The sequence below is a fragment of the Blastococcus saxobsidens DD2 genome, assembly GCF_000284015.1.
Classification (GTDB): Bacteria; Actinomycetota; Actinomycetes; order Mycobacteriales; family Geodermatophilaceae; genus Blastococcus; species Blastococcus saxobsidens_A.
Map to the genome: position 1 here is coordinate 4360918 of NC_016943.1, position 24970 is coordinate 4385887.

Consider the following 24970-nt stretch of genomic DNA (forward strand, 5'->3'; position numbering starts at 1 on the left):
ACAGCGTCGTCGTGTGTCCGGCCGGTCGCCACCGGCCCCGGGCCCCTCGAGGAGACGACATGCGACTCGTGCTCATGACCGCCGCCCGCCAGGCGACGACCGAGGTGCTGCCCGCCCTCGGACTGCTGGGCCACCAGGTGCGCGTGGTCGCACCCGAGATCTCCAGCCTCCTGGACGGCGACTCCGGCGACGTCGTGCTGGTCGACGCCCGCCACGACCTCATCGGGGCGCGCACGCTGTGCGGGCTGCTCTCCTCCACCGGCGTCGCCGCGGCCCTGGTCGCCGTGCTGTCCGAAGGGGGCCTGGTCGCGCTGTCCGCCGACTGGGGTGTCGACGACGTCCTGCTCGACACCGCGGGTCCCGCGGAGGTCGACGCCCGGCTGAAGTGGGCCACGACCCGCCGGCCGGCCGCCGCTGCCCCGGCCGCGGACGCCGACGGCGGCGTCACCGAGGCCGGCGAGCTGGTCATCGACGAGCGCAGCTACTCGGCGAAGCTCCGCGGCCGCGCGCTCGACCTCACCTACAAGGAGTTCGAGCTGCTCAAGTACCTGGCCCAGCACCCCGGCCGGGTCTTCTCCCGGGCGCAGCTGCTCCAGGAGATCTGGGGCTACGACTACTTCGGCGGCACCCGCACCGTCGACGTCCACGTCCGCCGGCTGCGCGCCAAGCTCGGCACCGAGCACGAGGCGCTGATCGGCACCGTGCGCAACGTCGGCTACAAGCTCGACCGGCAGGTCGCCGACGCCTCGGCCGAGGCCGCCCGCGCCGCCACCTCGGACGACCGGGCCGACGCCGAGCTGGTCTGATGGTCGGGTGAACACCGACCGCGACGCCGACATCGACGTCCCCGCAGTCCTCGCGCTGCTGCGCGCCGCCGCTGCCGCCGACGGCGTGCGGCCGGTCTCCGAGGACACCGAGCTGCGGCTGCAGCACGGTTCCCCGGGCGGCTCCGACCTCGTCGTCCGCGACGGCGGCGCGCTCGCCGGATACGCGCGGCTGGACGACGGCGTCGCCGCGCTCGTGGTCCACCCGGCCCACCGCCGGCGGGGGCTCGGCACGGCGTTGCTGCGGCAGCTGCTCGACCTCGCGGGCGACCGGCCGCTGAGCATCTGGGCGCACGGCGACCTCCCCGGCTCCGCGCAGCTGCTCGCGCCGCACGGCTTCGAGCGCGCCCGCGTGCTGCTGCAGCTGCGCCGCGACCTGGCCGGCATCGACCCCGATCCGCGGCCGGCGCTGCCCGCCGGCGTCCAGGTGCTGCCGTTCCGCCCGGGGCGGGACGAGGACGCGTGGCTGGCGGTCAACGCGCGCGCATTCGACTGGCACCCCGAGCAGGGGCGGATGACGCGCGCGGACCTCGAGCTGCGGGAGGCCGAGCCGTGGTTCGACCCGGACGGCTTCCTGATGGCCTGGCGCGGCGATCCGGACGCCGGAGGTGAGCTGCTCGGCTCGCACTGGACCAAGGTCCACCCGCCCGGCGACGCCGCTGAGGAGGCGGTGGGCGAGATCTACGTGCTGGGGATCGACCCCGGCGGCCAGGGCCTGGGCCTGGGCCGGGCGCTCACCGACCTGGGGCTGGCGCACCTGCGCGACCGCGGCCTCGGGCAGGTCCTGCTCTACGTCGAGGAGGACAACGCCGGAGCCGTGCGGCTCTACGAGAGTCGCGGTTTCCGGCGGTTCGCGGTCGACGTCTCCTGGCGGCGCGACCCCGCCCGCTGATCAGCCGAAGCGACCCGAGATGTAGTCCTCGGTGCGCCGGTCACCGGGGTTGCTGAAGATCGTCGACGTCAGGTCGTACTCGACCAGCCGGCCGTGGCGCTCGCCCTTGTCGTCCACGTCGGCGGTGAAGAACGCCGTCCGGTCGGAGACACGGGCCGCCTGCTGCATGTTGTGCGTGACGATGACGATCGTGTAGTCCTTCGCCAGGTCCTCCATGAGGTCCTCGATCTTCGCCGTCGCGATGGGGTCGAGCGCCGAGCAGGGCTCGTCCATGAGGATGATCTCCGGCCGGACCGCGATGGTGCGGGCGATGCACAGGCGCTGCTGCTGGCCGCCGGACAGGGCCAGCGCACTCTCCTTGAGCTTGTCCTTGACCTCGTTCCAGAGGGCGGCGCCGGTCAGTGCCTCCTCGACCAGGTCGTCCATGCTCGAGGGCTTCATGCCGTTGACCTTGGGCCCGTAGGCGATGTTCTCGTAGATCGACTTCGGGAACGGATTCGGCTTCTGGAAGACCATGCCGATCCGGCGCCGGACCTCGATCGGGTCGACGTGGGCCCCGTAGAGGTCCTGGTCGTGGTAGGTGATCCTCCCGGCGACGCGGGCGCCGGGGATCAGGTCGTTCATCCGGTTGAAGCAGCGCAGGATGGTCGACTTGCCGCAGCCGGAGGGGCCGATCAGGGCGGTGATCTCGTTCCGTCCGACGTCCAGCGTGACGCCGCGCACGGCCTCCAGGGCGCCGTAGAACACGCTGACGTCCTGGGCGTGCATGACCGGGGACGTCACCTGGTGCGCGGCCGGGTGCGGCCGGCGGTCGGTGCGGAACGTGAGCGCGTGCCGCCCGCCCTCCACTGCGCCACCCGGCGGGGTGGGACGCTGGTCGGTCACGGTGGGCGCGGCATCGGCCGCCACGGCGATGGACGTGTCAGGCGTCATGAGGGTCTCGTCCTTCACGGGTCAGTGCCGCTTGCCGTAGCGGTTGCGGATCCAGATGGCCAGGGAGTTCATGCTGAGGAGGAGCACCAGGAGGACGACGATGGTGGCCGAGGCGAGGATGCGGAACTCCTCGCGCGGTTCGCTGGTCCAGTTGAAGATCTGGATCGGCAGCACCGTGTACCGGTCGAACACCGACTCCGGCACGAAGGTCACGAACGTGACGCCGCCGAGGAGCAGCAGCGGCGCCGCCTCCCCGATCGCGCGGGAGAGCGAGACGATCGACCCGGTGGCGATGCCGGGCACGGCCTGGGGCAGGACCTGGCGCCAGATCGTCTGCCACTTGGTCGCCCCGAGGGCGAGCGAGCCCTGCCGGATCGAGTTCGGCACCGCGCGGATCGCCTCGCGGCTGGCGATGATCAGCACGGGCAGGATCAGCAGGGACAGCGTCAACGAGGCGGTCATGATGGTGAAGCCGACCTGCAGCTGGCGGGCGATGATGCCCAGCCCGAGGATGCCGTAGACGATCGACGGCACGGCCGCGAGGTTCTGGATGTTCAGCTCGATCAGCCGGTTCACCCGGGAGAGCGGGTTGGCGTACTCCTCGAGGTAGATCGCCGTCATGACCCCCAGCGGGACGGCGATGAGGAAGACCAGCGCCATCACCCACAACGTGCCGGCGATGGCCGACAGGGCGCCGGCGAGCTCGGGGTTGATCGACGACGGCATGTTCAGCCACAGCCGTGAGTCGATGCGCGGCCAGCCGCGTTGCACCAGGAAGACGATCAGCACGAGGAGGAACACCATCGCGGTCGCCAGGCAGGCGAACAGCACCGCACGGAAGGTCCACTCCTTGGGAGAGCGGGTCTCCGGCTGCAGCGAGGGTGCGTCGTCCGGCAGGACGGCGGGCGGGGTGGCGGTGGCGGTCACTCGTAGACCTCCCGGTACTTGCGCACGAGGCGGATGCTCAGTGCGTTCATGACGAGGGTCATCGCGAACAGCAGGCTGCCGACGGCGAAGATCGTCTCGTAGCCGATCGAGCCCACCGGGACGTCGCCGATCCCGGCCGCGGCGATGAAGCTGGTCATGGTCTGCATGCCCTCGGTCGGGTCGAAGCTCAGGTTCGGCGTCTGGCCGGCCGCGATCGCCACGATCATGGTCTCGCCCACCGCCCGGGACACGCCGAGGACGAAGGCGGCGACGATGCCCGACAGCGCGGCCGGGACGACGATCCGGGTCGCCACCTGGCGCTTGGTGCTGCCCAGGGCGTACGCGCCCTCGCGCAGCGAACGGGGGACGGCGCTCATCGCGTCCTCGGACAGCGACGCGATCGTCGGGATGATCATGATCCCCATGACGATGCCGGCCGACAGCGCGTTGAAGCCGCGGATGCCGAACAGCGGCTGCAGGACCAGACCGGTGACGAACTCCAGCGCGAAGAATCCGAAGACGACGGTCGGGATGCCGGCCAGGACCTCGAGAACCGGCTTGAGTATCTTCCGTGCGCGGGGCCGGGCGTACTCCGAGAGGTAGATCGCCGCGCCGAGCCCGAGCGGGATGGCGACGAGGATCGCGATGCCGGTGACCATCAGGGTCGCGGTCACCAGCGGGAGGACGCCGAACCGGGCGTTGGCGAACAGCGGCGCCCAGTCGGTGCCCGTGAGGAATTCGCGGAGGGTCACCTCCGACTCGCCGAAGAAGCTGATCGTCGGGGGGACGAGGGACAGGACGATGCCGATGGTGGTCAGCACCGACACCAGCGCGGCGAGGAACAGCAGCCCCTGGATGGCGACCTCGCCGTACCGCGGGCGCGCCTGGCGCAGGTCGGTGTCGCGCGCCGGGGGCGGGCGATCAGTGAGGGTCGCGGTCACGGGCGCCGGTTCGGCCTCTCTGGTGATCGGGATGTGCCGCCGCCCCGCGGCTGCGGGACGGCGGCACGCGGGAGACGGTCAGCCCTGCAGTTCCTGGACCTTGGACTCGACCTCGGAGGCCTGCTCGTCGGTGAGCGGGATGAACAGCGCCGCCTCGGCGATCTCGGCCTGGTTGTCGACGTAGAAGTCGACGAACGCCTGCACCTCCGGCCGCTCGAGCGCCTGCGCGCTCGGGTAGATGAACAGCTGACGCCCCAGCGGGGCGTAGCTGCCGTCCTGGACGCTCTCGGTGCTCGGCTCGACGCAGCCGTCCCCGCCGTCGACGGCCAGCGGCTTCACCCGCCCCTCGTTCTCCTCCACGTACGAGAAGCCGAAGTAGCCCATCGCGCCCGCTGCGCCCTCGACGCCCTGGACGACCACGTTGTCGTCCTCGGAGGCGCCGTAGTCGCTGCGGCTGACGCCCTCGTTCCCGTTGATCGCGTCGGTGAAGTAGTCGAAGGTGCCCGAGTCGGTGCCGGGGCCGAAGAGCTCCAGCGGCACGTCCGGGAAGCCGTCGCGGACCTGGCTCCAGTTGTCGAGCGTGGAGTCCTCGTCCCAGATCGCGTTGAGCTCCTCGACGGTGAGGCAGTCGGCCCAGTCGTTCTCCGGGTTCACGACGACCGAGAGCGCGTCGTTGGCCACGCCCAGCTCGGCGAACTCGATGCCGGCCTCCTCGCAGGTGGCGATCTCGTCCTCGGCGATGGTGCGGGAGGCATTCGAGATGTCGGTCTCGCCACGGCAGAACTTCTCGAACCCACCACCGGTCCCGGAGGTGCCGACCGTGACCTGGACCCCGGGGTTCTCCTGCTGGAACAGCTCGGCCGCGGCGGCGCTGAGCGGCTCGACCGTCGAGGAGCCGTCGATCACGACCTCGCCGGACAGCTCGCCACCGCCCTCGTCGCCGGAGCCCGCGGTGGGGTTGCCGCTCTCGTCGGTGTTGCCGCAGGCGGCCAGGGCCAGGGCGAGGGAGAGCACGGCGGCCGCCGGCACGGAGCGGCGACGCAGGGTGCTGGTCTTCAACTGATGAGCCTCTCTGTTCTGTCTGAGCCCGGACGTGCCGGGCATCGGGACGGACCAGGCGAAAGCTAGGCAGCCACGGTGAACCGGCCACCTGCGCGACGTGAACAGACGCCGAACACCAGCGGGCGAGTGCCACGGGAGAATGCGCAGGTCATCCAGGCGGTCCGAGTTGTTCGGTCGCCGTTCACCCCGCGATGACGCGAGGGACCACCCGCCCCCGCTCCGCTCCCCGCACCGGACCGTGCTCCTGGTGGTCGATCCTGATCTCGGGGCCGCCGTGCTCGCCGGCCCCGCTGCGCTACGGCGCGCTCGAGACCTCGCCCGTCAGCGGCGACCGTCAGGATGCGCGGTGCGTTCGTGCCGATGCCGCCATTGGCATTTCCGGCTCCTGCACTACCTGATACCCCGTTCGCTGTGATCGGGACGACTGCGCCGTCCGGCTCGTTCACCGACTGTTCACTGGGCAGAGGGGCACCGGCCACGTGTCCCTCCTACCGTCATCTTCGGTTCATCGGGGCGGTCACGATCAGTTCATCGACGGAGGGGCGAGCAGTGCGGTCATCGACGTCGCCCTCCGTCGCGCTGGCGTGCCTGCTGGGCGCGACGGTCGCGTTGTCCGGCTGCGCCGCCGTCAACGAGCGGGGCCTCCCCTCGGGGGGTGAGAACGCGCTCAGCGGCACGCTCGTGGGTGCCGGATCCAGCGCGCAGCAGGCCGCCATGCAGGGCTGGCGGGCCGGCTTCACCAGCATCCAGCCCGAGGTGACGGTCAACTACGACCCGATCGGGTCCGGTGGCGGCCGGGAGCAGTTCCTCGCCGGCGGCACCGACTTCGCCGGGTCCGACGCTCCACTGGACGACGAGGAACTGGCGCAGGCGGAGGAGCGCTGCGGCACCTCGGGCGTCTTCGAGCTGCCGAACTACATCTCGCCGATCGCGGTCGTCTACAACGTCGAGGGCGTCGGCGAGCTGAACCTCTCACCCGAGACGCTGGCCGGGATCTTCGACCAGCAGATCACCACCTGGGACGACCCGGCGATCGCCGCGGACAACCCGGGTGTCGAGCTGCCCGACCTGCGGATCACGCCGGTCAACCGCAGCGACGAGTCCGGCACCACGGAGAACTTCGTGGAGTACCTGGCCGCGGCCGCCGGTGACGCGTGGCCGTACGAGCCGGACGGCAACTGGCCGGTGCCCGGCGGCGAGGCGGCGCAGGGCAACTCCGGCGTCGTGGGCGCCGTCCGCGCCGGCAACGGGACGATCGGCTACGCCGACCTCAGCCAGGCCGGCGACCTCGGCGTCGCACGGATCGGGGTCGGCGAGGAGTTCGTCGCCCCGACCGCCGAGGCCGCGGCCGCGGTGGTGGAGGACTCGCACCGGCTCGAGGGCCGGGGCCCCTACGATTTCGCCATCGAGATCGCCCGCGACACCGCCGAGTCGGGCCGCTACCCGATCGTGCTGGTCAGCTACCACCTCGGCTGCGTCGAGTACGAGGACCCGCAGACCGCCGAGCTGCTGCGCTCCTTCCTCACCTACGTGGTCAGCGAGGAGGGACAGCAGGCCGCGGCGCAGGTGGCGGGGTCCGCGCCGATCTCCGACGCACTGCGGAGCCAGGCCATGACGGCTGTCGACGCGATCACGGTGGACACGACCCCGTGACGACCCGCTCGCGGCGGAGCCTGGGAGACCGGGTGTTCGCCGGAAGTGCCCGCGGGGCCGGCATCCTCATCCTCGCGATCCTCGCCGGCGTCACCCTCTTCCTCATCGTGGAGGCCTGGCCGGCGTTCACCGCACCGGCCGAGGAGATCCCCGGCGGGGAGGGGATCGTCGCCTACATCGCCCCCCTGTTGTTCGGCACGCTCCTGGTGTCCGTGATCGCCTTGCTGGTCGCCACGCCGCTGGGGGTGGCGATCGCGCTGTTCATCACCCACTACGCCCCGCGGCGGTTGGCCCAGGGCCTGGGCTACCTGGTCGACCTGCTGGCCGCCATCCCCAGCATCGTGTACGGATTCTGGGGGCTGACCTGGCTGGCGCCGGCCCTCGTCCCGTTCTACGTCTGGCTGGAGGAGTACCTCGGGTTCATCCCGCTGTTCGCGGGGCCGGCCTCGGCGACCGGGCGGACGATGCTCACCATCGGCCTGGTGCTGGCGATCATGATCCTGCCGATCATCAGCGCGATCGCCCGGGAGGTCTTCCGGCAGGTGCCCACGCTGCACCAGGAGGCCGCGCTCGCCCTGGGCGCCACCCGTTGGGAGATGATCCGGATGTCCGTCCTGCCCTACGGACGGAGCGGTGTCACCGGTGCGGCGATGCTGGGCCTGGGACGCGCCCTGGGTGAGACCATGGCCGTCGCGATCATCCTGTCGGTCTCGGGCGGGTTCACGTTCAACCTGATCAGCCGCGAGAACCCGGGCACCATCGCGGCCAACATCGCCCTGGACTTCCCCGAGTCGACCGGCCTGGCGGTCAACGCACTGATCGCCAGCGGGCTGGTGCTGTTCGTCATCACCTTCGCGGTGAACCTGCTGGCCCGGTGGATCGTGAGCCGGCGCGCCGAGTTCTCCGGAGCCGACTCGTGATCCAGCCGGCGACGTCCACCCCGCTCGAGCCGACCGGCGTCACGGAGCCGCCCCCGCCCCGTCGGTCGCCGACCACCGGCGGCCGACTGCCCGGCTGGGTCCCCTGGGCGCTGTTCGCGGGGACGGCCGCCATCGCGGCCCTCCTCGGCCTCGGCCTCGTGCTCGTCGTCCTCTGCACGGTGGTCGCCGGGACCGCGGCGCTGTACGTGCTCTCCCGGGCGGTCGAGGGACCGCGCCGGGCGACCGACCGGGTGGTGACCTCGGTCGTGGTCAGCGCCTTCGGCATCGCGATGGTCCCGCTGGTCTCGCTGGTCGTCGAGGTCGTCCGCCGCGGCGCCGAGCGGTTCGACGGGCAGTTCTTCACCTGGTCGCTGCTCGGCGTGCTGGGCGAGGGCGGCGGCGCCTACCACGCGATCATGGGCACGCTGGTCATCACCGGTTTGACCACGCTGATCTCGGTCCCGATCGGCCTGATGACCGCAATCTACCTCGTCGAGTACGGGCGCGGGCGGCTGGCGCGGGCGATCACCTTCCTCGTCGACGTCATGACCGGCATCCCGTCGATCGTGGCCGGGCTGTTCGCCTACGCCCTGTTCGTCGTGTTCTTCGGCCCGGGCATCCGGCTGGGCGTCATGGGGGCGGTCGCGCTGTCGGTCCTCATGATCCCGGTCGTCGTCCGGTCGGCCGAGGAGGTCCTGAAGCTGGTCCCCCGGGACCTGCGGGAAGCGGCCTACGCCCTGGGCGTGCCCAAGTGGCGGACCATCGTCAAGGTGGTGCTGCCGACGGCCATCGCCGGGCTCAGCACCGGCGTCACGCTGGCGATCGCCCGCGTGGTGGGCGAGACCGCACCGCTGCTGATCACGGTCGGCATCGCCAACGCCACGAACTTCGACCCGTTCGACGGGCGGATGGCGACCTTGCCGGTCTACGCCTACTACCAGCTCACCCAGCCCGGCGTGCCGCCCGAGTTCGCCATCGACCGCGCATGGACGGCGGCACTGCTGCTCATCATCCTGGTCATGGGCCTCAACGTGGCCGCCCGTCTGATCAGCCGCTTCTTCGCCCCCAAGACCGGTCGCTGACCGCCCCGACCCGAAGGACACGTCCGTGGCCAAGCGCATCGAGGTCTCCGACCTCAACATCTACTACGGCGACTTCCTCGCCGTGGAGGGCGTCAGCGTCAGCATCGAGCCCCGCAGCATCACCGCGCTGATCGGCCCGTCGGGCTGCGGGAAGTCCACCTTCCTGCGTTCGATCAACCGGATGCACGAGGTGCTGCCCGGCGCCCGTGTGGAGGGCAAGGTCGTCATGGACGGCCAGGACCTCTACGGTGCCGACGTCGACCCGGTCGACGTGCGCCGGCAGATCGGCATGGTGTTCCAGCGTCCCAACCCGTTCCCGACGATGTCGATCTACGACAACGTCATCGCCGGCAACCGGCTGAACAGCAAGCGGATGCGCAAGTCCGAGGCCGACGACATCGTCGAGCGGTCCCTACGTGGCGCCAACCTGTGGAACGAGGTCAAGGACCGGCTCGACCGGCCGGGGGCCAGCCTGTCCGGCGGGCAGCAGCAGCGCCTGTGCATCGCGCGTGCGATCGCCGTCGAGCCCGACGTCCTCCTGATGGACGAGCCGTGCTCCGCGCTCGACCCCATCTCGACGCTGGCGATCGAGGATCTGATGACCGAGCTCAAGGAGCGGTTCACCATCGTCATCGTCACCCACAACATGCAGCAGGCCGCGCGGGTCAGCGAGTCCACCGGATTCTTCAACCTCAACGGCGTGGGCCAGCCCGGCCGGCTGATCGAGTTCAACCCGACCGGGAAGATCTTCAGCAACCCCGACCAGAAGGCGACGGAGGACTACATCTCCGGTCGCTTCGGCTGAACGAGGACCCCCCCGCCACCACCGCTCGCCCTCGCAGCGGGGCCCTGCGGGGCTGCGTTCAGCAGCGGACGGCGGCCGCCTCGGGTTCCGGGGCGGCCGCCGCCGTCTCGACGGCCGGTTGCTCAGCGGCAGCGGGTGCGCCCGTCTCCACCGGGACGACGCCGGTGAAGCCGGGGCCGATGACCAGCTGGACGGTCGCCCCCAGGGAGTCGCTGGGCTGCAGGACCGCACCGGGGACGGCCGCGGCCACGGTGCGGGCCTGCTCGAGCGCCCCGGCGCCGTAGCGCACCACGCTCTCGGCGACCGTGCCCAGCTCGTTGCCCACGGCGCCCACGCCGAAACCCGCTGCGCGGAGGGCGTCGGCGACGGTCGCCGCCAGGCCGGTGGTGCCGGTGCCGTTCAGCACGTCGACGGTGATGCCGGCGGGCGGCACGGTGAGGGGTTCGGGCCCCGGCGGCGGCTCAGGGGCTGCCTCGGGGACGGGGGCGGCCTCGGGGACGGCCGTCTGCGCCTCGAGCAGCTCTTCGGGGAGCCGGGCGCCCTGGATGATTTCGTCGAACAACGCCCGCGTCGCCGCCCCGTCCAGGAGGACGTAGGACTGGTCCGTGCCGGCCGGGACGTAGCCGACCTGCGTGACCGGCAACCCGGCCCGCTGCACCGCGTCGCCGGAGAGGTCGCCGAGCGTCCCGGCGAGCACCCGGAGGTCCCCGAGAGTGGTCTGCTCGTCGAGCGTCAGTGCGTCCGCCGCGCGGGTCACGAACCGGGTGAGCGTCACCGGATTCAGCAGGTTCTCCGCCGACATCGCCGCCCGGAGCGTCGAGGTGAGCAGCCGCTGGGCCCGCTCCGCGGCCGCCGCGCCGGTGCCGTCGGTCGCCGGGTCGCCGGGCTGCAGGAAGCCCGCGGCGCCCGCACCCGAGAGCTCGGAGGGGCCGGCCGGCGGCGGGGTCGCCGCGGCGGCGATCACCTCGGAGGGCACCACGCAGACCGGGACCCCGCCGAGGGCGTCCACCAAGCCCGGGAGCTCCGCCAGGTCCACGCCGAGGTAGTGGTCGATCCGCAGGCCCGACAGCTGCTGGACGGTGCGCACCATGCAGGCGGGGCCCCCCTCGAGCAGCGAGCTGGCGAACGCCTCGGTGACCGGATTGCGCAGGTCGCCGTCCGCGGTGCGGCAGATCGGGGTGTCCACCAGCGCCGTAGGCGGCACGCTGACCAGCACCGCACGGTCGCCGTCGGCCGAGACGGACACCACCAGGGTGGCCACCGACGCCGCGCCGTCCTGGCCCGGGACGCCCGTGCCGACGACGAGGTACGTCTGGGTGGCGTCCTGCAGCTCCGGGGCGAGCACCTCGAGGCCGTCGACGGCGAGCGCGTCCACCCGGGAGATCCGCTGGTCGACGTAGAAGTACAGCGCGAGGTGGTAGAGGAGGACGACGCCCACGATCCCGGCCAGGGCGATGGCTGCGCGCACCAGCCGGCGGCGGCCGGGGCTGCGCGGCGGACGCCCGGCGGCGGGCCGGCGGCGGGTGGCACCGGCCGGTGCCGGCGCCGGGATTCCCGGCAGCGGCGGGATCGGGCCGCTGCGCCGGGAGGGCCGCTCGTCCGGGGCCCAGGCGGCGGGAGCCGGTACGGGGACCTCGCGGACCCCGGGGACCGGCGGCAGACCGGACTGCGGGGTCGGCACAGGGGCCGGCTGACTCTGCGGAACTGCGGGCAGGCCCGGCTGCGCCGCGGGTACCGGAGGGGAACCGGAACGCGGGGTCGCCGACCCTGCGGGTCCCGCGGTGGCGGCGCCGGGAACCGGCGGCAGCCCGGCCCGGACCGCCGGACCGTCGGCGCCCCCGGGACCGGTGGCGGCGCCGGATCCGTCCGTCCGCCGATCCGCGCGACGGTTCTGCTCCGGCCGGTCACGGGCCGCGGCAGCCGCCTCGCGGCGCGGACCCGCGCCCGGCGCCGGGTCGGCCGTGCCGCGGCGGGCGGCCCGCCGGCTCCCGACCGCGCTCCCCTGACGGGCCAGCAGTTGCTCGACGGTCACCGGGTCGGCGCCGGCCCCGGCGCTGCGCCCGCGGCGGGTGCGCCCGGGGACGTCGCGGTCGCCCGCTCCGCCGCGCGTCGGCTCATCCCCCACAGGTGTCGACACCTTCTCGTCGTCCGCACGTCCGTGTCCCGTCGTCCCACGATACGGGGGCCGGACCATCTACCACGCCGACGCGCGGCACGGACGGGTGAGGGATGCGGCCAATCGAATGGTGGCCGACCCGGTCACTGCGTAGCGTCTTCGCGGTGCGACTGCCCTCCGTGCCCGGTCCCTCCGACGTCCTCGCCCTGGTCGACGGCGTGCGCGACGGTGTCGGTGACGCACTGGCACTCGTCCCCCGTGCGGCCACCGCGCTGGGCCGACTGGAGGAGCTGCTCGACCGGGTGTCGGGGATCGTCGACCGGGCGGAGTCGCTGGTCGACCGGGTGGGCGACACCCTGACCCGGGTCGACGACACCCGCGCCCGCGCGGACGAGGCCATCGAGGGCGTCGGCCGGACCAAGCAGAAGGCCGACCAAGCCATCGCCGGCGTCGGCGAGACCAAACAGAAGGCCGACCAAGCCATCGCCGGCGTCGGCGAAACCAAACAGAAGGCCGACCAAGCCATCGCCGGCGTCGGCGAAACCAAACAGAAGGCCGACCAAGCCATCGCCGGCGTCGGCGAAACCAAACAGAAGGCCGACCAAGCCATCGCCGGCGTCGGCGAAACCAAACAGAAGGCCGACCAAGCCATCGCCGGCGTCGGCGAAACCAAACAGCGAGCCGACGAAGCCATCGAGCAGGTGGGCGGCACGATCGGCCGGGCCGACGGCCTCGTCGGGCGGGCCGAGGGGCTGGTCGGCCGGGTGGAGCCGCTGCTCGAGGACTATGAGCCGGCGTTGACCGCGCTCGCGCCGTCCATGCGGCGGCTGTCTGCGTCGTTCGACCCGTCCGAGGTCGATGCGCTGATCACGCTGATCGACCGGCTGCCCCAGCTCGTGGTGCACCTGGACGAGGACATCCTGCCGGTCCTGGAGACGTTGGGGACCGTCGGTACCGACGTCCACGACCTGGTCGACACCGTCCAGGACATGCGCCAGATCGTGAAGGGCTTCCCCGGCTCGAAGCTGTTCCGCCGCCGCGGTGCAGAGGAGATCGCCGACGACGACGCGCGGGAGGGCGCCCGCTCCTGAGCCGGCGCCCTCCCTCCGCCCCGATCAGGAGGAGGCCGGCGGTTCCGGGTCCTGAGCGCCCGGGCCGGGCCCGGTCTCGGTCGGGTACCCGAGGGCGCGCGCCACGTCGCCGATCCGCTCGAACGTCCCCCCCTCGGGTAGCCGCTCCAGCTCTGCCACGACGACGTCGGGCGCGCGGTGGTCGCGGGCCGCCTCCACGAGGTCCTCACGGGTACCGGGGAACGGCTGGCGGGTCAGCCAGCGGGCCAGTTCGGCCCGGGCGACCACCGCGTCCTCGGTCATGCCGACCGGCGTGCCCCCGACCAGCGTGCCGGCCGGGTCGGTGTCGATGTCGGGCCCACCTTCGGCGACCGGCTCGACCTCGCGCCACTCGTGCGCCCGGGTGGCGCGCTCGGCCTTCATCATCCCCTGGGTCTCGTGCTCGAGCTCCTCGTCGAGCCGCGGGTTGTGCTTGGTGCTGCGCGAGGACGCGCCGGCGAAATCGCCTGGGGACTCGGTCACGTGTTCCTCCAGTTGCTCGGGCCCGACGCCGCCGGGCATGGATCCGTCCGCGGGGAGCTCAGGCCTCGTCGAGCGCGCCGGGCTTGTGCACCGCGGTGCGCCCGCTCTTCTCGCTGCGGACCTCGTACTGCGGGTCGTCGTCGCTGGCCCGGACCGTGCGACCGGACGCCTCGGTGTCGGACGTGATCTTCCGCTCGACCGTGCCTTCGACGGTGTGCCCGTGGCTGTTCCAGGTGACGTGGTCACCCTTCTCGAGGTCGTCAGCCATCTCTCTCCTCCGCTCGTGGACGGTGCTGCCTCTGCCCTGCCCCCGGCGGGCCCCGGGCACACATCGGCGCCCCGGATCCACGGCACACCTAGGCTGGAGCGACGTGAGCTCTCCTGACGGCGCCGTCTTCACCGACGGCCTGCGACCGGTCGACGTCCTCACGGTCGTCGCGGTCACCGACGTGACCCCCTCGGTGCGCCGGGTGACGCTCTCGGGGGAGCCCGCCGCCGTGGCGGCGGCCGGCCCCACCGTGAACCTGCTCGTACCGCGCGTGGGCGACCCGGCGCCGCGCTGGCCGCACGTCCAGCGCGACGGCCGGATCGTGTGGCCGCAGGGCAGCCACGGGGTCGCGCTGCGCAGCTACACCGCGCGCCGCCAGGACCCCGCCGCCGGCGAGGTGGACATCGACTTCGTCCTCCACGGGGACGGTCCGGCCGCCTCGTGGGCCGCCGCCGCGCAGCCCGGGGCCCTGCTCGGCGTCGCCGGGGCCGCGTCGCTCGCCGACCGGCCCGCCCGCTGGCTGCTGCTGGCCGGGGACGAGACGGCGCTGCCGGCGATCAGCCGGCTGCTGGCGGCCGCGGCGCCGGAGACGCTGGGCGCCGCCTACCTCGAGGTGGCCGGCCCGGAGGAGGAGCAGGCCCTCGTGGCACCCCCGGGCATCGCGCTGCACTGGCTGCACCGCGGTGCGACGGCACCGGGCGAGAGCACCCTGCTGGTCGACGCCTTCGCGGCGCTCGACCGCCCCGAGGGGGAGGACGTCTTCGCCTGGGTGGGCGCCGAGTCGGCCACCGTGCGGGCGATCCGCGCCGACCTGCGCGGGCGGTGGGGGCTGGGCCGCAGCCAGCACCACGCGATCGGCTACTGGCGCCGCGGCCGCGCCATGGCTCCCGCCGGCTGAGGCACAGGAAGCAATGCCCAGGGATTCCGGCCTCAGACCATAGGCGTTGCTTCCTATGCCGGTGGGGCCGCACGTCCAGGGAGTTCCCAGGTAGCGTCCAGGTGCAGCACAGCCGCTCCTCCCATCCTCGGGAGGATGACGACCGTATCGGCGCACCCGACCGGGGGAGCAATGTCCGGGAACCAGCCCGCGGGCCGCCCGGCCCCGGAAGCCCGCCTCCTCGTGGTGGACGACGAGCCGAACATCCGCGAGCTGCTGTCGGCGAGCCTCCGCTACGCCGGCTTCGAGGTGGCCACCGCCGCCGACGGGCAGCAGGCACTGGCGCTCGCCGCGTCGTTCCGGCCGGATCTGCTCGTCCTCGACGTGATGATGCCGGGGCTCGACGGGTTCGGCGTCGTCCGGCGGCTGCGGGAGACCGGTCGGCACACCCCGGTGCTCTTCCTGACCGCACGGGACGCACCCGAGGACAAGATCTCGGGCCTGACGCTCGGTGGCGACGACTACGTGACCAAGCCGTTCAGCCTGGACGAGGTCGTGGCCCGCATCCGCGCGGTGCTCCGCCGGACGAGCGGCGCACAGCGTGCCGCGGAGGCGCCGCGGCTCACCTTCGCCGACATCGAGCTGGACGAGGAGACCCACGAGGTCATCAAGGCCGGCGAGGTCATCAGCCTGTCGCCGACGGAGTTCAAGCTGCTGCGCTATCTCATGGCCAACGCCGGCCGGGTGCTGTCGAAGGCGCAGATCCTCGACCACGTGTGGAACTACGACTTCAACGGCGAGGCCAACGTCGTGGAGTCCTACATCTCCTACCTCCGGCGCAAGATCGACACCACGGAGCCTCGTCTGCTGCAGACCATCCGTGGGGTCGGCTACACCCTCCGGCTGCCCCGCGGCTCCTGAGCGTGGCCATGGCAACAGGGGGCCAGCGGCGCGCCGGGGCTCCGGCGGCGCCCGACGTCCCGGCCACGCACGGCGGGGGCAGCCGGGTACCGCTGCGCGTGACGCTGGTTGCGCTGCTGGTGTCCCTGGTCTCCGTCGCACTGCTGGCCACGGGCGTGGCGGCGACCTCGCTGCTGCGCGATTACCTCATCGAGCAGCAGGACGAGCAGCTGAGCGCGTGGGCCACCGGCCTGGCCGGCCGGCCGTGGGCCCTCATGGAGCAGTGCCGGGCCGGTGGGCCGGCGTACCCGGCCACCGACTACCTGGCCTGCGTCCCGCCCGGGGAGGGCGAACCGGTCGTCGTCGCCGGGCCGGTCGATGACGCCGCGCAGCGGCCTGCCCTCGACCGGGTGACCGACCGGGTACGGGACGACGAACCGCGCGCCGCCGAGCACGGCCCGCACATGTTCACGGTGCCGGCCGAGGACCGGAGCACCTCCTGGCGGGTCGCGGCCGTCCACCTCCCGCAGGGCTACACCGCACTGCTGGCCAGCGACCTGCGGGGTGACGAGCAGGTGATCAGCAGGCTGGTGGCCATCGAGCTGGTCGTCGGTTTCATCGTCCTCACCATGCTCGCCGCGGCCGGGCACGTCCTGGTGCGCAACAGCCTCCGGCCGCTGGCCGACGTCGAACGCACCGCGCAGGCCATCGCCGCCGGGGACCTGTCGCGCCGGGTGCCCTCCGGGGACGAGCGCACCGAGGTCGGCCGGCTCTCCACGGCGATCAACGGCATGCTCGCCCGCATCGAGAGCGCGTTCCGCGCCCAGCAGACCTCCGAGGAGCAGGCGCGGAGCTCGGAGCACCGGATGCGCCGGTTCGTGGCGGACGCCAGCCACGAGCTGCGCACCCCGCTGACCTCCATCCGCGGCTTCGCCGAGCTCTACCGGCAGGGCGCGGTCGGCACCGAGGCGGAGGTGCGCCGGCTGATGGAACGCATCGAGGCGGAAGGCGCCCGCATGGGCCTGCTCGTGGAGGACCTGCTGCTGCTGGCCCGGGTGGATCAGCAGCGACCGCTGTCCGTCCGCCCGGTCGATCTCGCCGCCATCGCCGGCGACGCCGTGCACGACGCGCGCGCCGTCCAGCCGGACCGGCCGATCAGCCTGCACCTGGACGAGTCGCTCACGGACGCGCCGGTGGTGCTCGGCGACGAGAGCCGGCTGCGGCAGGTCGTGGGCAACCTCCTCACCAACGCGCTCACCCACACCCCGCCGGACACCCGCGTGCAGGTGTCGCTGGCCCAGGACCCCGCCGACTCCGACGTCCTCCTGCTGCGGGTCGCCGACCAGGGACCGGGCATGGCCGCCGAGGACGCGGCGCGGGCGTTCGAACGGTTCTACCGGGCCGACACCTCGCGCACCCGTGCCGCCGGCGGCACGGGCCTCGGCCTGGCCATCACCTCCTCGCTGGCCGCGGCCCACGGCGGCTCCGCCGCGCTCGAGACGGCGCCCGGCGCGGGGCTGGCCGTCACGGTGCGGCTGCCGCGCAGCGGTCCGCCCGGGGGTGGCGCGCCCGGGGTCTGAGCGCCCTTGCGACGATCTTCCGGTGACGACGACCGACGGTTCCCCGGACCAGGGCACATCCTTCGACGCCGATCTCATGGCCGCGTCGGTCGATCTGGCCGTCGAGCTCCGGCGGCTGATCGAGCTCTCGGCGATCACCACGGCCGACGCGGCGGCGGTGCGCTCCGCCGCCGAGCTGGCGCGCGCGGCCGCCGAGCGGCTCGAGGGCCCGCGCCGCCCGCTGTCCCAGCTCCCGCGCCTCGACGACCCCGCCGCCCGGCGCCGGACGTTCAACCCGGTCAGCGGCGTGGCCAACGGCATGGCCCCGCCGCTGCGGTTCCACGTGGCGGACGGCGTGGTGAGCGCCGAGGCCACCCTCGGCGCGGCCTACGAGGGCCCGCCCACCTTCCTGCACGGCGGCATGAGTGCGCTGTTCATGGACCAGGTGCTGGGCGACACCGCCGCCGCCAACGGCCTGTGGGGCATGACCGCGCACCTGGAGCTGGACTACCGCCGGCCCGTTCCGCTCGGCCGCCGGCTGGCCTTCCGAGGTTGGCTCGAGCAGACCTCGGGCCGCAAGTCGGTCATCGCCGGGTCCATCGCCCTCGCCGAGGCGCCGGACCAGCCACTGGTGGAGGCGCGCGGGATCTTCGTCATGCCGCGGCCGGAGAAGTTGGCGTCCTACTTCGGCTCGGTCACCGATTCCTCCGGCGTGCACCGCCCGCCGGGCAACGCCGGGGATGCCGCCGCCGTGGAGCCGGGCTGATCCGACTACGGTGAGATGCATGTCACGCCTGCCGCTGGTGAGCTCCGACGACGAGAACGCCGACCCCCTCGCCAGGGAGGTTCTGAAGGGCGTCGCGGCGGCGCGCGGGCGCAGCGTCGATCCGAACGTCTACCGCGCCGTGGCCAACCATCCCCGCGCGCTGCAGAAGATGGTCGAGTTCGGCACCGTCGTCTACTTCCAGAACTCGATGACGCCGGCCCAGCGGGAACTGGCGTACCTCACCGCCTCGGTCACCAACGAGTGCCACTACTAGATCCCCACCCACGTGCTGCTCGGTCGAGCAGCGGGACTGACCGAGGAGAAGCTCGCGCACCTGGGCGACGACCCCCTGCCCGAGGGCCTGTACGAGGCCGACGAGGCGGCGATCGTCCGCTACGCGCAGCGGTCCACGCGGATGGCGACCATCGACGACCGGACCTACGGGGACCTGGCCGAGCACTTCACCCCCGAGCAGATCATCGAGATCTGCTTCACCGTCGGGTTGTCGAACATGATCAACCGTTTCCACGCCACCTTCCTCACCGAGGTCGACCCGGAGACGCAGGAGGCGCTGGCGCCCAGCTGCCCGCTCGCCTACCCGGAGGTGCCCGCCCCCTGATCAGGAGCTGCCGCACATGAGCATCGACGACACCGCGGTCGCGGCACTGGCCGCGCGGGCCGCCGCCGATGCCCTGGTGCCCCTGCGCTCCTCGGGCCTCACCGGCCGGCCGCTCGGGGACGCCGGGGACGCGGCCGGGCAGCGGGCGATCGTCGCGGTGCTCGCCGCCGAGCGGCCCGACGACGTGGTGTTCAGCGAGGAGGCCGTCGACGACGCTCGGCGGCTGTCGGCCGGCCGGGTCTGGATCGTCGACCCGCTGGACGGCACCCGCGAGTACGGGAACCCGGAGCGCTCCGACTGGGCCGTCCACGTGGCGCTCTGGGCCGACGGCGACCTCGTGGCGGCCGCCGTCGCGCTGCCCGCCCTGGGCCAGGTGCACGTCACCGACCCGGCGCCCCCACTGCCACCCCGCCCGGACGGACCGGTCCGGATCGCCGTCAGCCGCACCCGCCCACCGGCCGAGGCGCAGGCGGTGGCGGCCGCGCTCGGCGGGGAGCTGGTGCCGCTGGGCTCGGCCGGCTACAAGACGCTGGCCGTCGTCCGCGGGGAGGCCGACGCCTACGTGCACTCGGGCGGCATGTACCAGTGGGACTCCGCCGCCCCGGTCGCCGTCGCCCGCGCCGCCGGGCTGGTCACCTGCCGGCTGGACGGGTCGCCGCTGGTCTACAACCGGCCCGACCCCTCCCTCCCCGACCTCGTGGTCACCCGGCCGGAGCTGGCCGACCGGGTGCTGGCTGCGGTCCGCTCGGCGCGATAGCGGACACTGGGCGGGAATCCCCACCGGATCGGTGCGGTTGGTCGCCTTGATGTCGAACTCCCGGAGCCTGAGCGCATGACGACGCCCGACTACCGGCTCAGCCAGCTGGAGACGCTGGAGGCCGAGTCCATCCACGTGATCCGCGAGGTGGTCGCCGAGCTGGAACGCCCGGTGCTGCTGTTCTCCGGCGGCAAGGACTCCATCGTGATGCTGGAGCTGGCCCGCAAGGCTTTCGCGCCGGCCCGCATCCCCTTTCCGGTGATGCACGTGGACACCGGCCTGAACTTCCCCGAGGTCCTGGAGTTCCGCGACAAGCGGGTGGCCGAGCTCGGCGTGCAGCTGGTGGTGGCCTCCGTGCCGGACGCCATCGCCGCGGGCACGGTGAAGGAGGAGCCCAACGGCTCCCGCAACCGCATCCAGACCCCCGTCCTGCTCGACGCCGTCGAAGAGCACGGCTTCACAGCCCTGTTCGGCGGAGCCCGGCGCGACGAGGACAAGGCCCGGGCCAAGGAGCGGGTCTTCTCCTTCCGCGACGACTTCGGCCAGTGGGACCCGAAGAACCAGCGCCCCGAGCTCTGGGACCTCTACAACGGACGGATCCACGTGGGTGAGTCCATCCGGGTGTTCCCCCTGTCGAACTGGACCGAGCTGGACATCTGGCAGTACATCGCCCACGAGCAGATCGCCATCCCTGCGCTGTACCTCGCGCAGCAGCGGGACGTCGTGGAGCGGCAGGGGATGCTCTACGCGGTGAACGAGTTCATCCGGCCGCGCGAGGGCGAGCAGGTCCGCCGGGAGAGCGTCCGCTACCGCACCGTCGGCGATGCGAACCTGACCGCGGCCGTGCCGTCCAGCGCCACGACGGTGGACGAGGTCATCGCCGAGATCGCGGTGACCCGGATGACGGAGCGGGGCGCGACCCGCGGCGACGACAAGGTCAGCGACGCCGCCATGGAGGACCGGAAGAAGGAGGGCTACTTCTGATGAGTGCCACCCAGCCCGTGGACCTCCACTCGGCCGCCGCGGAGCAGGCGCACGAAATCGCCGTCGCCCGCAAGGACATCCTGCGGATCGCCACCGCCGGCTCGGTCGACGACGGCAAGAGCACCCTCATCGGCCGGCTGCTCTACGACAGCAAGGCGGTGTTCGAGGACCAGTACGAGGCCGTCGAGCGGGCCAGCGCCGGCGGCGACTACGTGAACCTCGCGCTGCTCACCGACGGTCTGCGGGCCGAGCGCGAGCAGGGCATCACCATCGACGTCGCCTACCGCTACTTCGCCACCCCGCGGCGCACGTTCATCCTGGCCGACACGCCGGGCCACGTGCAGTACACGCGGAACATGGTCACCGGCGCCTCCACCGCCGACCTGGCGATCGTGCTGGTCGACGCCCGCAAGGGCATGCTGGAGCAGAGCCGCCGGCACGCCTTCCTCGCCTCGCTGCTGCGAGTGCCGCACCTGGTCGTCGCGGTCAACAAGATGGACCTGGTCGACTGGTCGGAGCAGACCTTCGAGGCGATCCGCGACGAGTTCACCGCCTTCGCCGCGAAGCTGGACGTCCCCGACCTCACCGTCGTCCCGATCTCGGCGCTGCACGGCGACAACGTCGTCCGCCGGTCGGAGCACAGCCCCTGGTACGAGGGGTCGTCGCTGCTGCACCACCTGGAGCACGTGCACGTGGCCAGCGACCGGAACCTGGTCGACGTGCGCTTCCCGGTGCAGTACGTGATCCGGCCGCAGTCCGACGCCCACCACGACTACCGGGGCTACGCCGGGACGGTGGCCAGCGGCGTGCTGCGCACCGGCGACGAGGTGCAGGTGCTGCCCAGCGGGCTGACGACGACGATCGCCGGCATCGACGGCCCCCGCGGCCCGATCGACGAGGCCTTCGCCCCGATGGCGGTGACGGTGCGGCTGGCCGACGACCTCGACGTCTCGCGCGGGGACCTGATCTGTCGGCCGTCGAACGCCCCGCACGTGACCCAGGACCTCGACGCGCTGGTGAGCTGGATGACCGACGAGCCGCTGCGCCCCCGGCAGCGGCTGGCGGTCAAGCACACGACGCGTTCGGTGCGCGCGGTGGTCAAGGACGTGCAGTACCGGCTCGACGTCAACACGCTGCACCGGCAGCCGGAGGCGGGCGAACTCGGGCTCAACGACATCGGCCGGGTGCGGCTGCGCACCACCCAGCCGCTGTTCGTCGACGAGTACGCCCGCAACCGGGTGACCGGCCGGTTCATCCTCGTCGACGAGGCGACCAACGCCACCGTCGGCGCCGGGATGCTCGTCCCCGGGAGCTGAACGACGCGTCCTCTTCCCCAGCCCTTCCCAGCTCGGGGCGGCGCCCTGGACGGGGCAGGCCGCAGAGGTGACCGGTTATGCGGCCTCGGGGAACGGGAGAACAGGACGGTGCTGGCCATGGCCCGTGGCCTGCTCGATCGCGTGCCCGACCTCGAGAACTCGGCGGTCCGCGCCGGGTGGGCCGATGATCTGTAGTCCCACGGGGAGACCGTCCGGGCTGAACCCCCCGGGCACCGACAGCGCAGGGCAGCCGGTGGGTGAGATCAGCGTGCATGAGCGCATCCAGCCCAGGTAGTCCCGCTGTGGCACGCCGGCGACCTCCGTGGGGTACTCGCAGTCGACGGGGAAGGGCAGTACCTGTGTCGTCGGCGCCAGCAACACGTCGAAGCGGTCGAAGAAGGCGATCACCCGCTCGTAGAGTCTCGTGTGCGCAATCTCGGCCCTAGCGACGTCGCCGCCAGTGAGGGCGGCACCGAGCTCCGCGTTCCAACGGATGGTCGCTTTGACCTTGTCGGGTGAGCGGCGGACCACATCCCCCAGGGATGCCTCGAAGATCCACGCCCGCAGGGTCCGGAACACCTCATCCGCGTCGGAGAGGTCGGGGCAGTCCTCCTCGACCTTCGCCCCGAGATCCTGGACCACCTGGACCGTGGAGGTGAGCACCGCCGTGATCACCGGATCGACCGGGATGCGCCCTCCGAGGTTCGGCGCCCAAGCCACCCGCAGACCGGGCAGCTCGACAGGGAGGGAGGCGGCGAAACCGGCACCGTCGTCCTGCAGTGCGATCGGCACCCGACTGTCCGGGCCGGCGAGCACCGACAGTTGAAGGGCAACGTCGGCCACCGTGCGCCCCATGGGCCCTTGGACTTGCATGGGCGACCAGCCCATGGCGGACGGCCACGTCGGGACACGACCAGGGGTGGGTCTCAGTCCGACGACGTTGCAGAACGCGGCGGGGTTGCGGAGCGACCCTCCCATGTCGCCGCCCTCGGCGACGGGCACGAGGCCCGCCGCGAGAGCTGCCGCCGCGCCGCCACTGGAGCCGCCGGCCGACAACCCACGACGGTAAGGGTTGTGAGTCGTGCCGAAGACCGGATTGACGGTGTGGGAACCGGCGGCGAACTCCGGCACGTTGGTCTTGCCGAGCCGGATCGCACCCGCCGCCTTCAGGCGGGAGACCACCAGTTCGTCGCTGGCCGGCACGGTGTCGACGTGCAGCGGCGAGCCCCAGGTGGTGCGCATCCCGCCGGTGGCGTGCGTGTCCTTGTGCGCCACCGGGAGCCCATGCAACGGACCGACCTTCTCGCCGGCGGCCACGGCAGCGTCAGCAGCGTCTGCCGCCGCTCGAGCACCGTCGGGGTCGAGCGTGACGATCGCATTGATCGCGGGGTTCAGACGTTCGATCCTGTCGAGATGCGCGTCCACCACCTCTCGTGCGGACACCTGACGATTGCGGAGGAGGGCTGCGAGCTCGGTGGCCGAGCGCATGCACAGCTCGTCACGAGGTGACGTCATCGGCTGCTGTCCTGTCCATTCTGATCCACGACGGATGGGTGAACGAGCGTGCTCATCCGGCCGAGCCGCCGGGGGCCGACACCGCTCAGTGAACGTTCATCTGCCGATGGCTCCGCCGAGGCGGCGGTACCGGTGCAGCCGGGTGCGGAAGCGCTCGGTGTCGTCCCGGCCGAGCAGACCGGCCAGCTCCTCGCCGAGCACCCGGCCCAGCCGCAGGCAGAACTCGGTCGGTTCGTCGGCGGCATCGGGCCGCTCCGGCACCACCCGGTCGACGATGCCGGCCCGCCAGAGATCGGTGGCCCGTACTCCCTGGTCGGCGGCCATCTCGCCGGCCCGGTCCACGGTGCGGTGCACGATGGCCGAGGCGCCTTCCGGCGGCAGCGGGCCCAGCCAGCCGTTGGCCGCGGCCAGCACCCGGTCGGCCGGCACCAGGGCGAGCGCCCCGCCGCCGGTGCCCTGCCCGAGCAGCACCGCCAGCGTCGGCGCCTTCAGCACCACCAGGTCGTGCAGGCAGCGGGCGATCTCCCCGGCCAGCCCGCCCTCCTCGGCCTCCCGCGACAGCGCCGCGCCGGGGGTGTCGATCAGGGTCACCAGCGGCAGCCGCAGCTCCGCGGCCAGGTGCATGCCGCGCCGCGCCTCGCGCAGGGCCGCCGGGCCCAGCGGCACCGACAGCGACTGGCCCCGCCGGTCCTGCCCGAGCACGACGCACGGGGCGCCGCCGAACCGGGCCAGCGCGAGCAGCAGCCCCGGGTCCTTCTCACCGGCCCCGGTGCCCGAGAGCCCGACGACGTCGGTGGCGGCGGTCCGCAGCAGCCGCCGCACGCCCGGGCGGTCCTCCCGTCGCGACGCGGTGACGACGTCCCAGGCGGTACGCCCGTCTGCACCGTCCACCCCGCCCAGCCCCGCGTCGGTGCCGTCCTCGGGGGTGGGCCGCTCGGCGTCCCGGACGTCGAGGTGCCAGGTCTGCCGGGCCGAGAGCACGCGCAGCGCGCGGTCGGCGACCTCGGCGATCTCCCCGTGCGGGACGACGGCGTCGATCAGGCCGTGCTCGGCCAGGTTATCGGCGGTCTGCACCCCTTCGGGGAACGGTTCGCCGTAGAGGGCCTCGAACACCCGCGGGCCGAGGAAGCCGACCGAGGCGCCGGGCTCGGCGATGGTGACGTGCCCGAGCGAGCCCCAGGAGGCGAGCACGCCGCCGAAGGTCGGGTGGCGCAGGTACACCAGGTAGGGCAGTCCGGCCTCCTTGTGCCGGGCGATGGCCGCGGTGATGCCGATCATCTGCAGGAAGGCGACCGTGCCCTCCTGCATCCGGGTGCCGCCCGACACCGGTGCCGCGAGCAGCGGCAGCCCCTCGTCGGTGGCCCGCTCCACCGCGGCGATCAACCGCTCGGCGGCGGCCACGCCGATGGAGCCGGCGAGGAAGCCGAACTCGCCGGCGACGACGGCCACGCGCCGGCCGCGCAGCCTCCCCTCGCCGGTGATGATCGACTCGTCCTGCCGCGACTTCTCCTCGGCCGCCGCCAGCTCGCGCGCGTAGCCCTCCGACACGTCGGGGCGGACGACCGGGGAGTCCCACGACGTCCACGAACCCGCGTCGAGCACGAGGTCCCGGAGCGAGCGTGCGTCGAGGCGCGCGGGCGGCACCGGCTCCGCCCGTAACGT

Annotated in this window: 25 protein-coding genes; 16 read left to right on the forward strand and 9 right to left on the reverse strand. The window is 72.8% G+C overall.

Translation table 11 applies throughout. The features are described from left to right. Positions 1 to 59: 59 nt before the first annotated feature. Complete coding sequence (locus BLASA_RS20670; RefSeq protein ID WP_014378204.1) at positions 60 to 806, forward strand: winged helix-turn-helix transcriptional regulator; 747 nt, start codon at positions 60 to 62, stop codon at positions 804 to 806. Positions 807 to 813: 7 nt separating this feature from the next. Further along, the gene (gene mshD, locus BLASA_RS20675) at positions 814 to 1716 is read left to right on the forward strand and encodes a mycothiol synthase (RefSeq protein ID WP_014378205.1); all 903 of its coding nucleotides are present in this window, start codon (positions 814 to 816) and stop codon (positions 1714 to 1716) included. Here mshD and pstB (BLASA_RS20680) read toward each other — a convergent pair whose 3' ends face one another. From pstB (BLASA_RS20680) to BLASA_RS20695, 4 genes are all read right to left on the reverse strand, one after another. After that, positions 1717 to 2484, reverse strand: coding sequence for a phosphate ABC transporter ATP-binding protein PstB (gene pstB / locus BLASA_RS20680; protein ID WP_193345709.1), 768 nt, complete (start codon positions 2482 to 2484; stop codon positions 1717 to 1719). It lies immediately after the preceding gene. Between the two features lie 186 nt (positions 2485 to 2670). Beyond that, the gene (pstA, locus tag BLASA_RS20685) at positions 2671 to 3576 is read right to left on the reverse strand and encodes a phosphate ABC transporter permease PstA (RefSeq protein WP_014378207.1); all 906 of its coding nucleotides are present in this window, start codon (positions 3574 to 3576) and stop codon (positions 2671 to 2673) included. Further along, positions 3573 to 4517 (reverse strand): phosphate ABC transporter permease subunit PstC, encoded by a 945-nt coding sequence (gene pstC / locus BLASA_RS20690; protein ID WP_014378208.1) that lies wholly within the window; start codon positions 4515 to 4517, stop codon positions 3573 to 3575. The genes pstA (BLASA_RS20685) and pstC (BLASA_RS20690) overlap by 4 nt, the downstream gene beginning before the upstream one ends. A 78-nt stretch (positions 4518 to 4595) precedes the next feature. Then, positions 4596 to 5576 carry a PstS family phosphate ABC transporter substrate-binding protein gene (locus BLASA_RS20695; protein WP_014378209.1) on the reverse strand — a complete coding sequence of 327 codons (981 nt, stop codon included), beginning with the start codon at positions 5574 to 5576 and terminating at the stop codon, positions 4596 to 4598. A 552-nt stretch (positions 5577 to 6128) separates the two neighbouring features. Here BLASA_RS20695 and pstS point away from each other — a divergent pair. Genes pstS through pstB (BLASA_RS20715) form a run of 4 tightly spaced genes read left to right on the forward strand, consistent with a single transcriptional unit; the run spans position 6129 to position 10039 of the window. After that, complete coding sequence (gene pstS / locus BLASA_RS20700; protein WP_014378210.1) at positions 6129 to 7232, forward strand: phosphate ABC transporter substrate-binding protein PstS; 1104 nt, start codon at positions 6129 to 6131, stop codon at positions 7230 to 7232. Further along, positions 7229 to 8152, forward strand: a complete 924-nt coding sequence (pstC, locus tag BLASA_RS20705; RefSeq protein WP_014378211.1) for a phosphate ABC transporter permease subunit PstC — start codon at positions 7229 to 7231, stop codon at positions 8150 to 8152. The genes pstS and pstC (BLASA_RS20705) overlap by 4 nt, the downstream gene beginning before the upstream one ends. Next, the gene (pstA, locus tag BLASA_RS20710) at positions 8149 to 9234 is read left to right on the forward strand and encodes a phosphate ABC transporter permease PstA (protein ID WP_014378212.1); all 1086 of its coding nucleotides are present in this window, start codon (positions 8149 to 8151) and stop codon (positions 9232 to 9234) included. Before pstC (BLASA_RS20705) ends, pstA (BLASA_RS20710) begins: the two co-directional genes overlap by 4 nt. A gap of 25 nt (positions 9235 to 9259) precedes the next feature. Next, complete coding sequence (pstB, locus tag BLASA_RS20715) at positions 9260 to 10039, forward strand: phosphate ABC transporter ATP-binding protein PstB (protein WP_014378213.1); 780 nt, start codon at positions 9260 to 9262, stop codon at positions 10037 to 10039. Positions 10040 to 10097: 58 nt separating this feature from the next. Here the strand turns inward: pstB (BLASA_RS20715) and BLASA_RS20720 are convergent, their stop codons facing one another. After that, the gene (locus BLASA_RS20720) at positions 10098 to 11720 is read right to left on the reverse strand and encodes an LCP family protein (RefSeq protein ID WP_231839668.1); all 1623 of its coding nucleotides are present in this window, start codon (positions 11718 to 11720) and stop codon (positions 10098 to 10100) included. Positions 11721 to 12457: 737 nt separating this feature from the next. Here BLASA_RS20720 and BLASA_RS20725 point away from each other — a divergent pair. Next, entirely contained in the window at positions 12458 to 13246 is a 789-nt protein-coding gene (locus tag BLASA_RS20725) for a hypothetical protein (RefSeq protein WP_231839505.1), read from the forward strand. Between the two features lie 24 nt (positions 13247 to 13270). On the opposite strand, the gene BLASA_RS20730 is transcribed toward BLASA_RS20725, so the two are convergent. Further along, positions 13271 to 13747: a DUF2795 domain-containing protein gene (locus BLASA_RS20730; RefSeq protein ID WP_166486614.1), complete on the reverse strand. Its 477-nt coding sequence runs from the start codon at positions 13745 to 13747 to the stop codon at positions 13271 to 13273. Between the two features lie 58 nt (positions 13748 to 13805). Then, positions 13806 to 14015 (reverse strand): DUF2945 domain-containing protein, encoded by a 210-nt coding sequence (locus BLASA_RS20735; protein ID WP_014378217.1) that lies wholly within the window; start codon positions 14013 to 14015, stop codon positions 13806 to 13808. Positions 14016 to 14118: 103 nt separating this feature from the next. Between BLASA_RS20735 and BLASA_RS20740 the strand changes: the two genes are divergently transcribed. The 9 genes from BLASA_RS20740 to BLASA_RS20780 all read left to right on the forward strand — a co-directional run bounded on the left by BLASA_RS20740 (position 14119) and on the right by BLASA_RS20780 (position 21793). Beyond that, positions 14119 to 14913, forward strand: a complete 795-nt coding sequence (locus tag BLASA_RS20740; RefSeq protein ID WP_014378218.1) for a siderophore-interacting protein — start codon at positions 14119 to 14121, stop codon at positions 14911 to 14913. 171 nt (positions 14914 to 15084) lie between these two features. After that, on the forward strand, positions 15085 to 15813 hold the full coding sequence (locus BLASA_RS20745) for a response regulator transcription factor (protein ID WP_014378219.1): 729 nt from the start codon (positions 15085 to 15087) through the stop codon (positions 15811 to 15813). 8 nt (positions 15814 to 15821) lie between these two features. Then, positions 15822 to 17372 carry a sensor histidine kinase gene (locus BLASA_RS20750; protein ID WP_083878191.1) on the forward strand — a complete coding sequence of 517 codons (1551 nt, stop codon included), beginning with the start codon at positions 15822 to 15824 and terminating at the stop codon, positions 17370 to 17372. Positions 17373 to 17394: 22 nt separating this feature from the next. Further along, complete coding sequence (locus BLASA_RS20755; protein ID WP_231839506.1) at positions 17395 to 18117, forward strand: PaaI family thioesterase; 723 nt, start codon at positions 17395 to 17397, stop codon at positions 18115 to 18117. Between the two features lie 19 nt (positions 18118 to 18136). Beyond that, positions 18137 to 18391 carry a carboxymuconolactone decarboxylase family protein gene (locus BLASA_RS20760; RefSeq protein WP_014378222.1) on the forward strand — a complete coding sequence of 85 codons (255 nt, stop codon included), beginning with the start codon at positions 18137 to 18139 and terminating at the stop codon, positions 18389 to 18391. A gap of 12 nt (positions 18392 to 18403) precedes the next feature. Further along, positions 18404 to 18736, forward strand: coding sequence for a carboxymuconolactone decarboxylase family protein (locus BLASA_RS20765; RefSeq protein ID WP_014378223.1), 333 nt, complete (start codon positions 18404 to 18406; stop codon positions 18734 to 18736). 16 nt (positions 18737 to 18752) lie between these two features. After that, positions 18753 to 19493: an inositol monophosphatase family protein gene (locus BLASA_RS20770; RefSeq protein ID WP_014378224.1), complete on the forward strand. Its 741-nt coding sequence runs from the start codon at positions 18753 to 18755 to the stop codon at positions 19491 to 19493. 75 nt (positions 19494 to 19568) lie between these two features. Then, the gene (gene cysD, locus BLASA_RS20775) at positions 19569 to 20477 is read left to right on the forward strand and encodes a sulfate adenylyltransferase subunit CysD (protein ID WP_014378225.1); all 909 of its coding nucleotides are present in this window, start codon (positions 19569 to 19571) and stop codon (positions 20475 to 20477) included. Continuing rightward, on the forward strand, positions 20477 to 21793 hold the full coding sequence (locus tag BLASA_RS20780; RefSeq protein WP_014378226.1) for a sulfate adenylyltransferase subunit 1: 1317 nt from the start codon (positions 20477 to 20479) through the stop codon (positions 21791 to 21793). Before cysD ends, BLASA_RS20780 begins: the two co-directional genes overlap by 1 nt. Positions 21794 to 21868: 75 nt before the next feature. Here the strand turns inward: BLASA_RS20780 and BLASA_RS20785 are convergent, their stop codons facing one another. Next, a complete protein-coding gene (locus BLASA_RS20785) occupies positions 21869 to 23308 on the reverse strand; it encodes an amidase (RefSeq protein WP_041775883.1) in 1440 nt (479 codons plus the stop codon). Positions 23309 to 23404: 96 nt separating this feature from the next. Beyond that, entirely contained in the window at positions 23405 to 24952 is a 1548-nt protein-coding gene (locus BLASA_RS20790; protein ID WP_014378228.1) for a carboxyl transferase domain-containing protein, read from the reverse strand. Positions 24953 to 24970 lie beyond the last annotated feature (18 nt).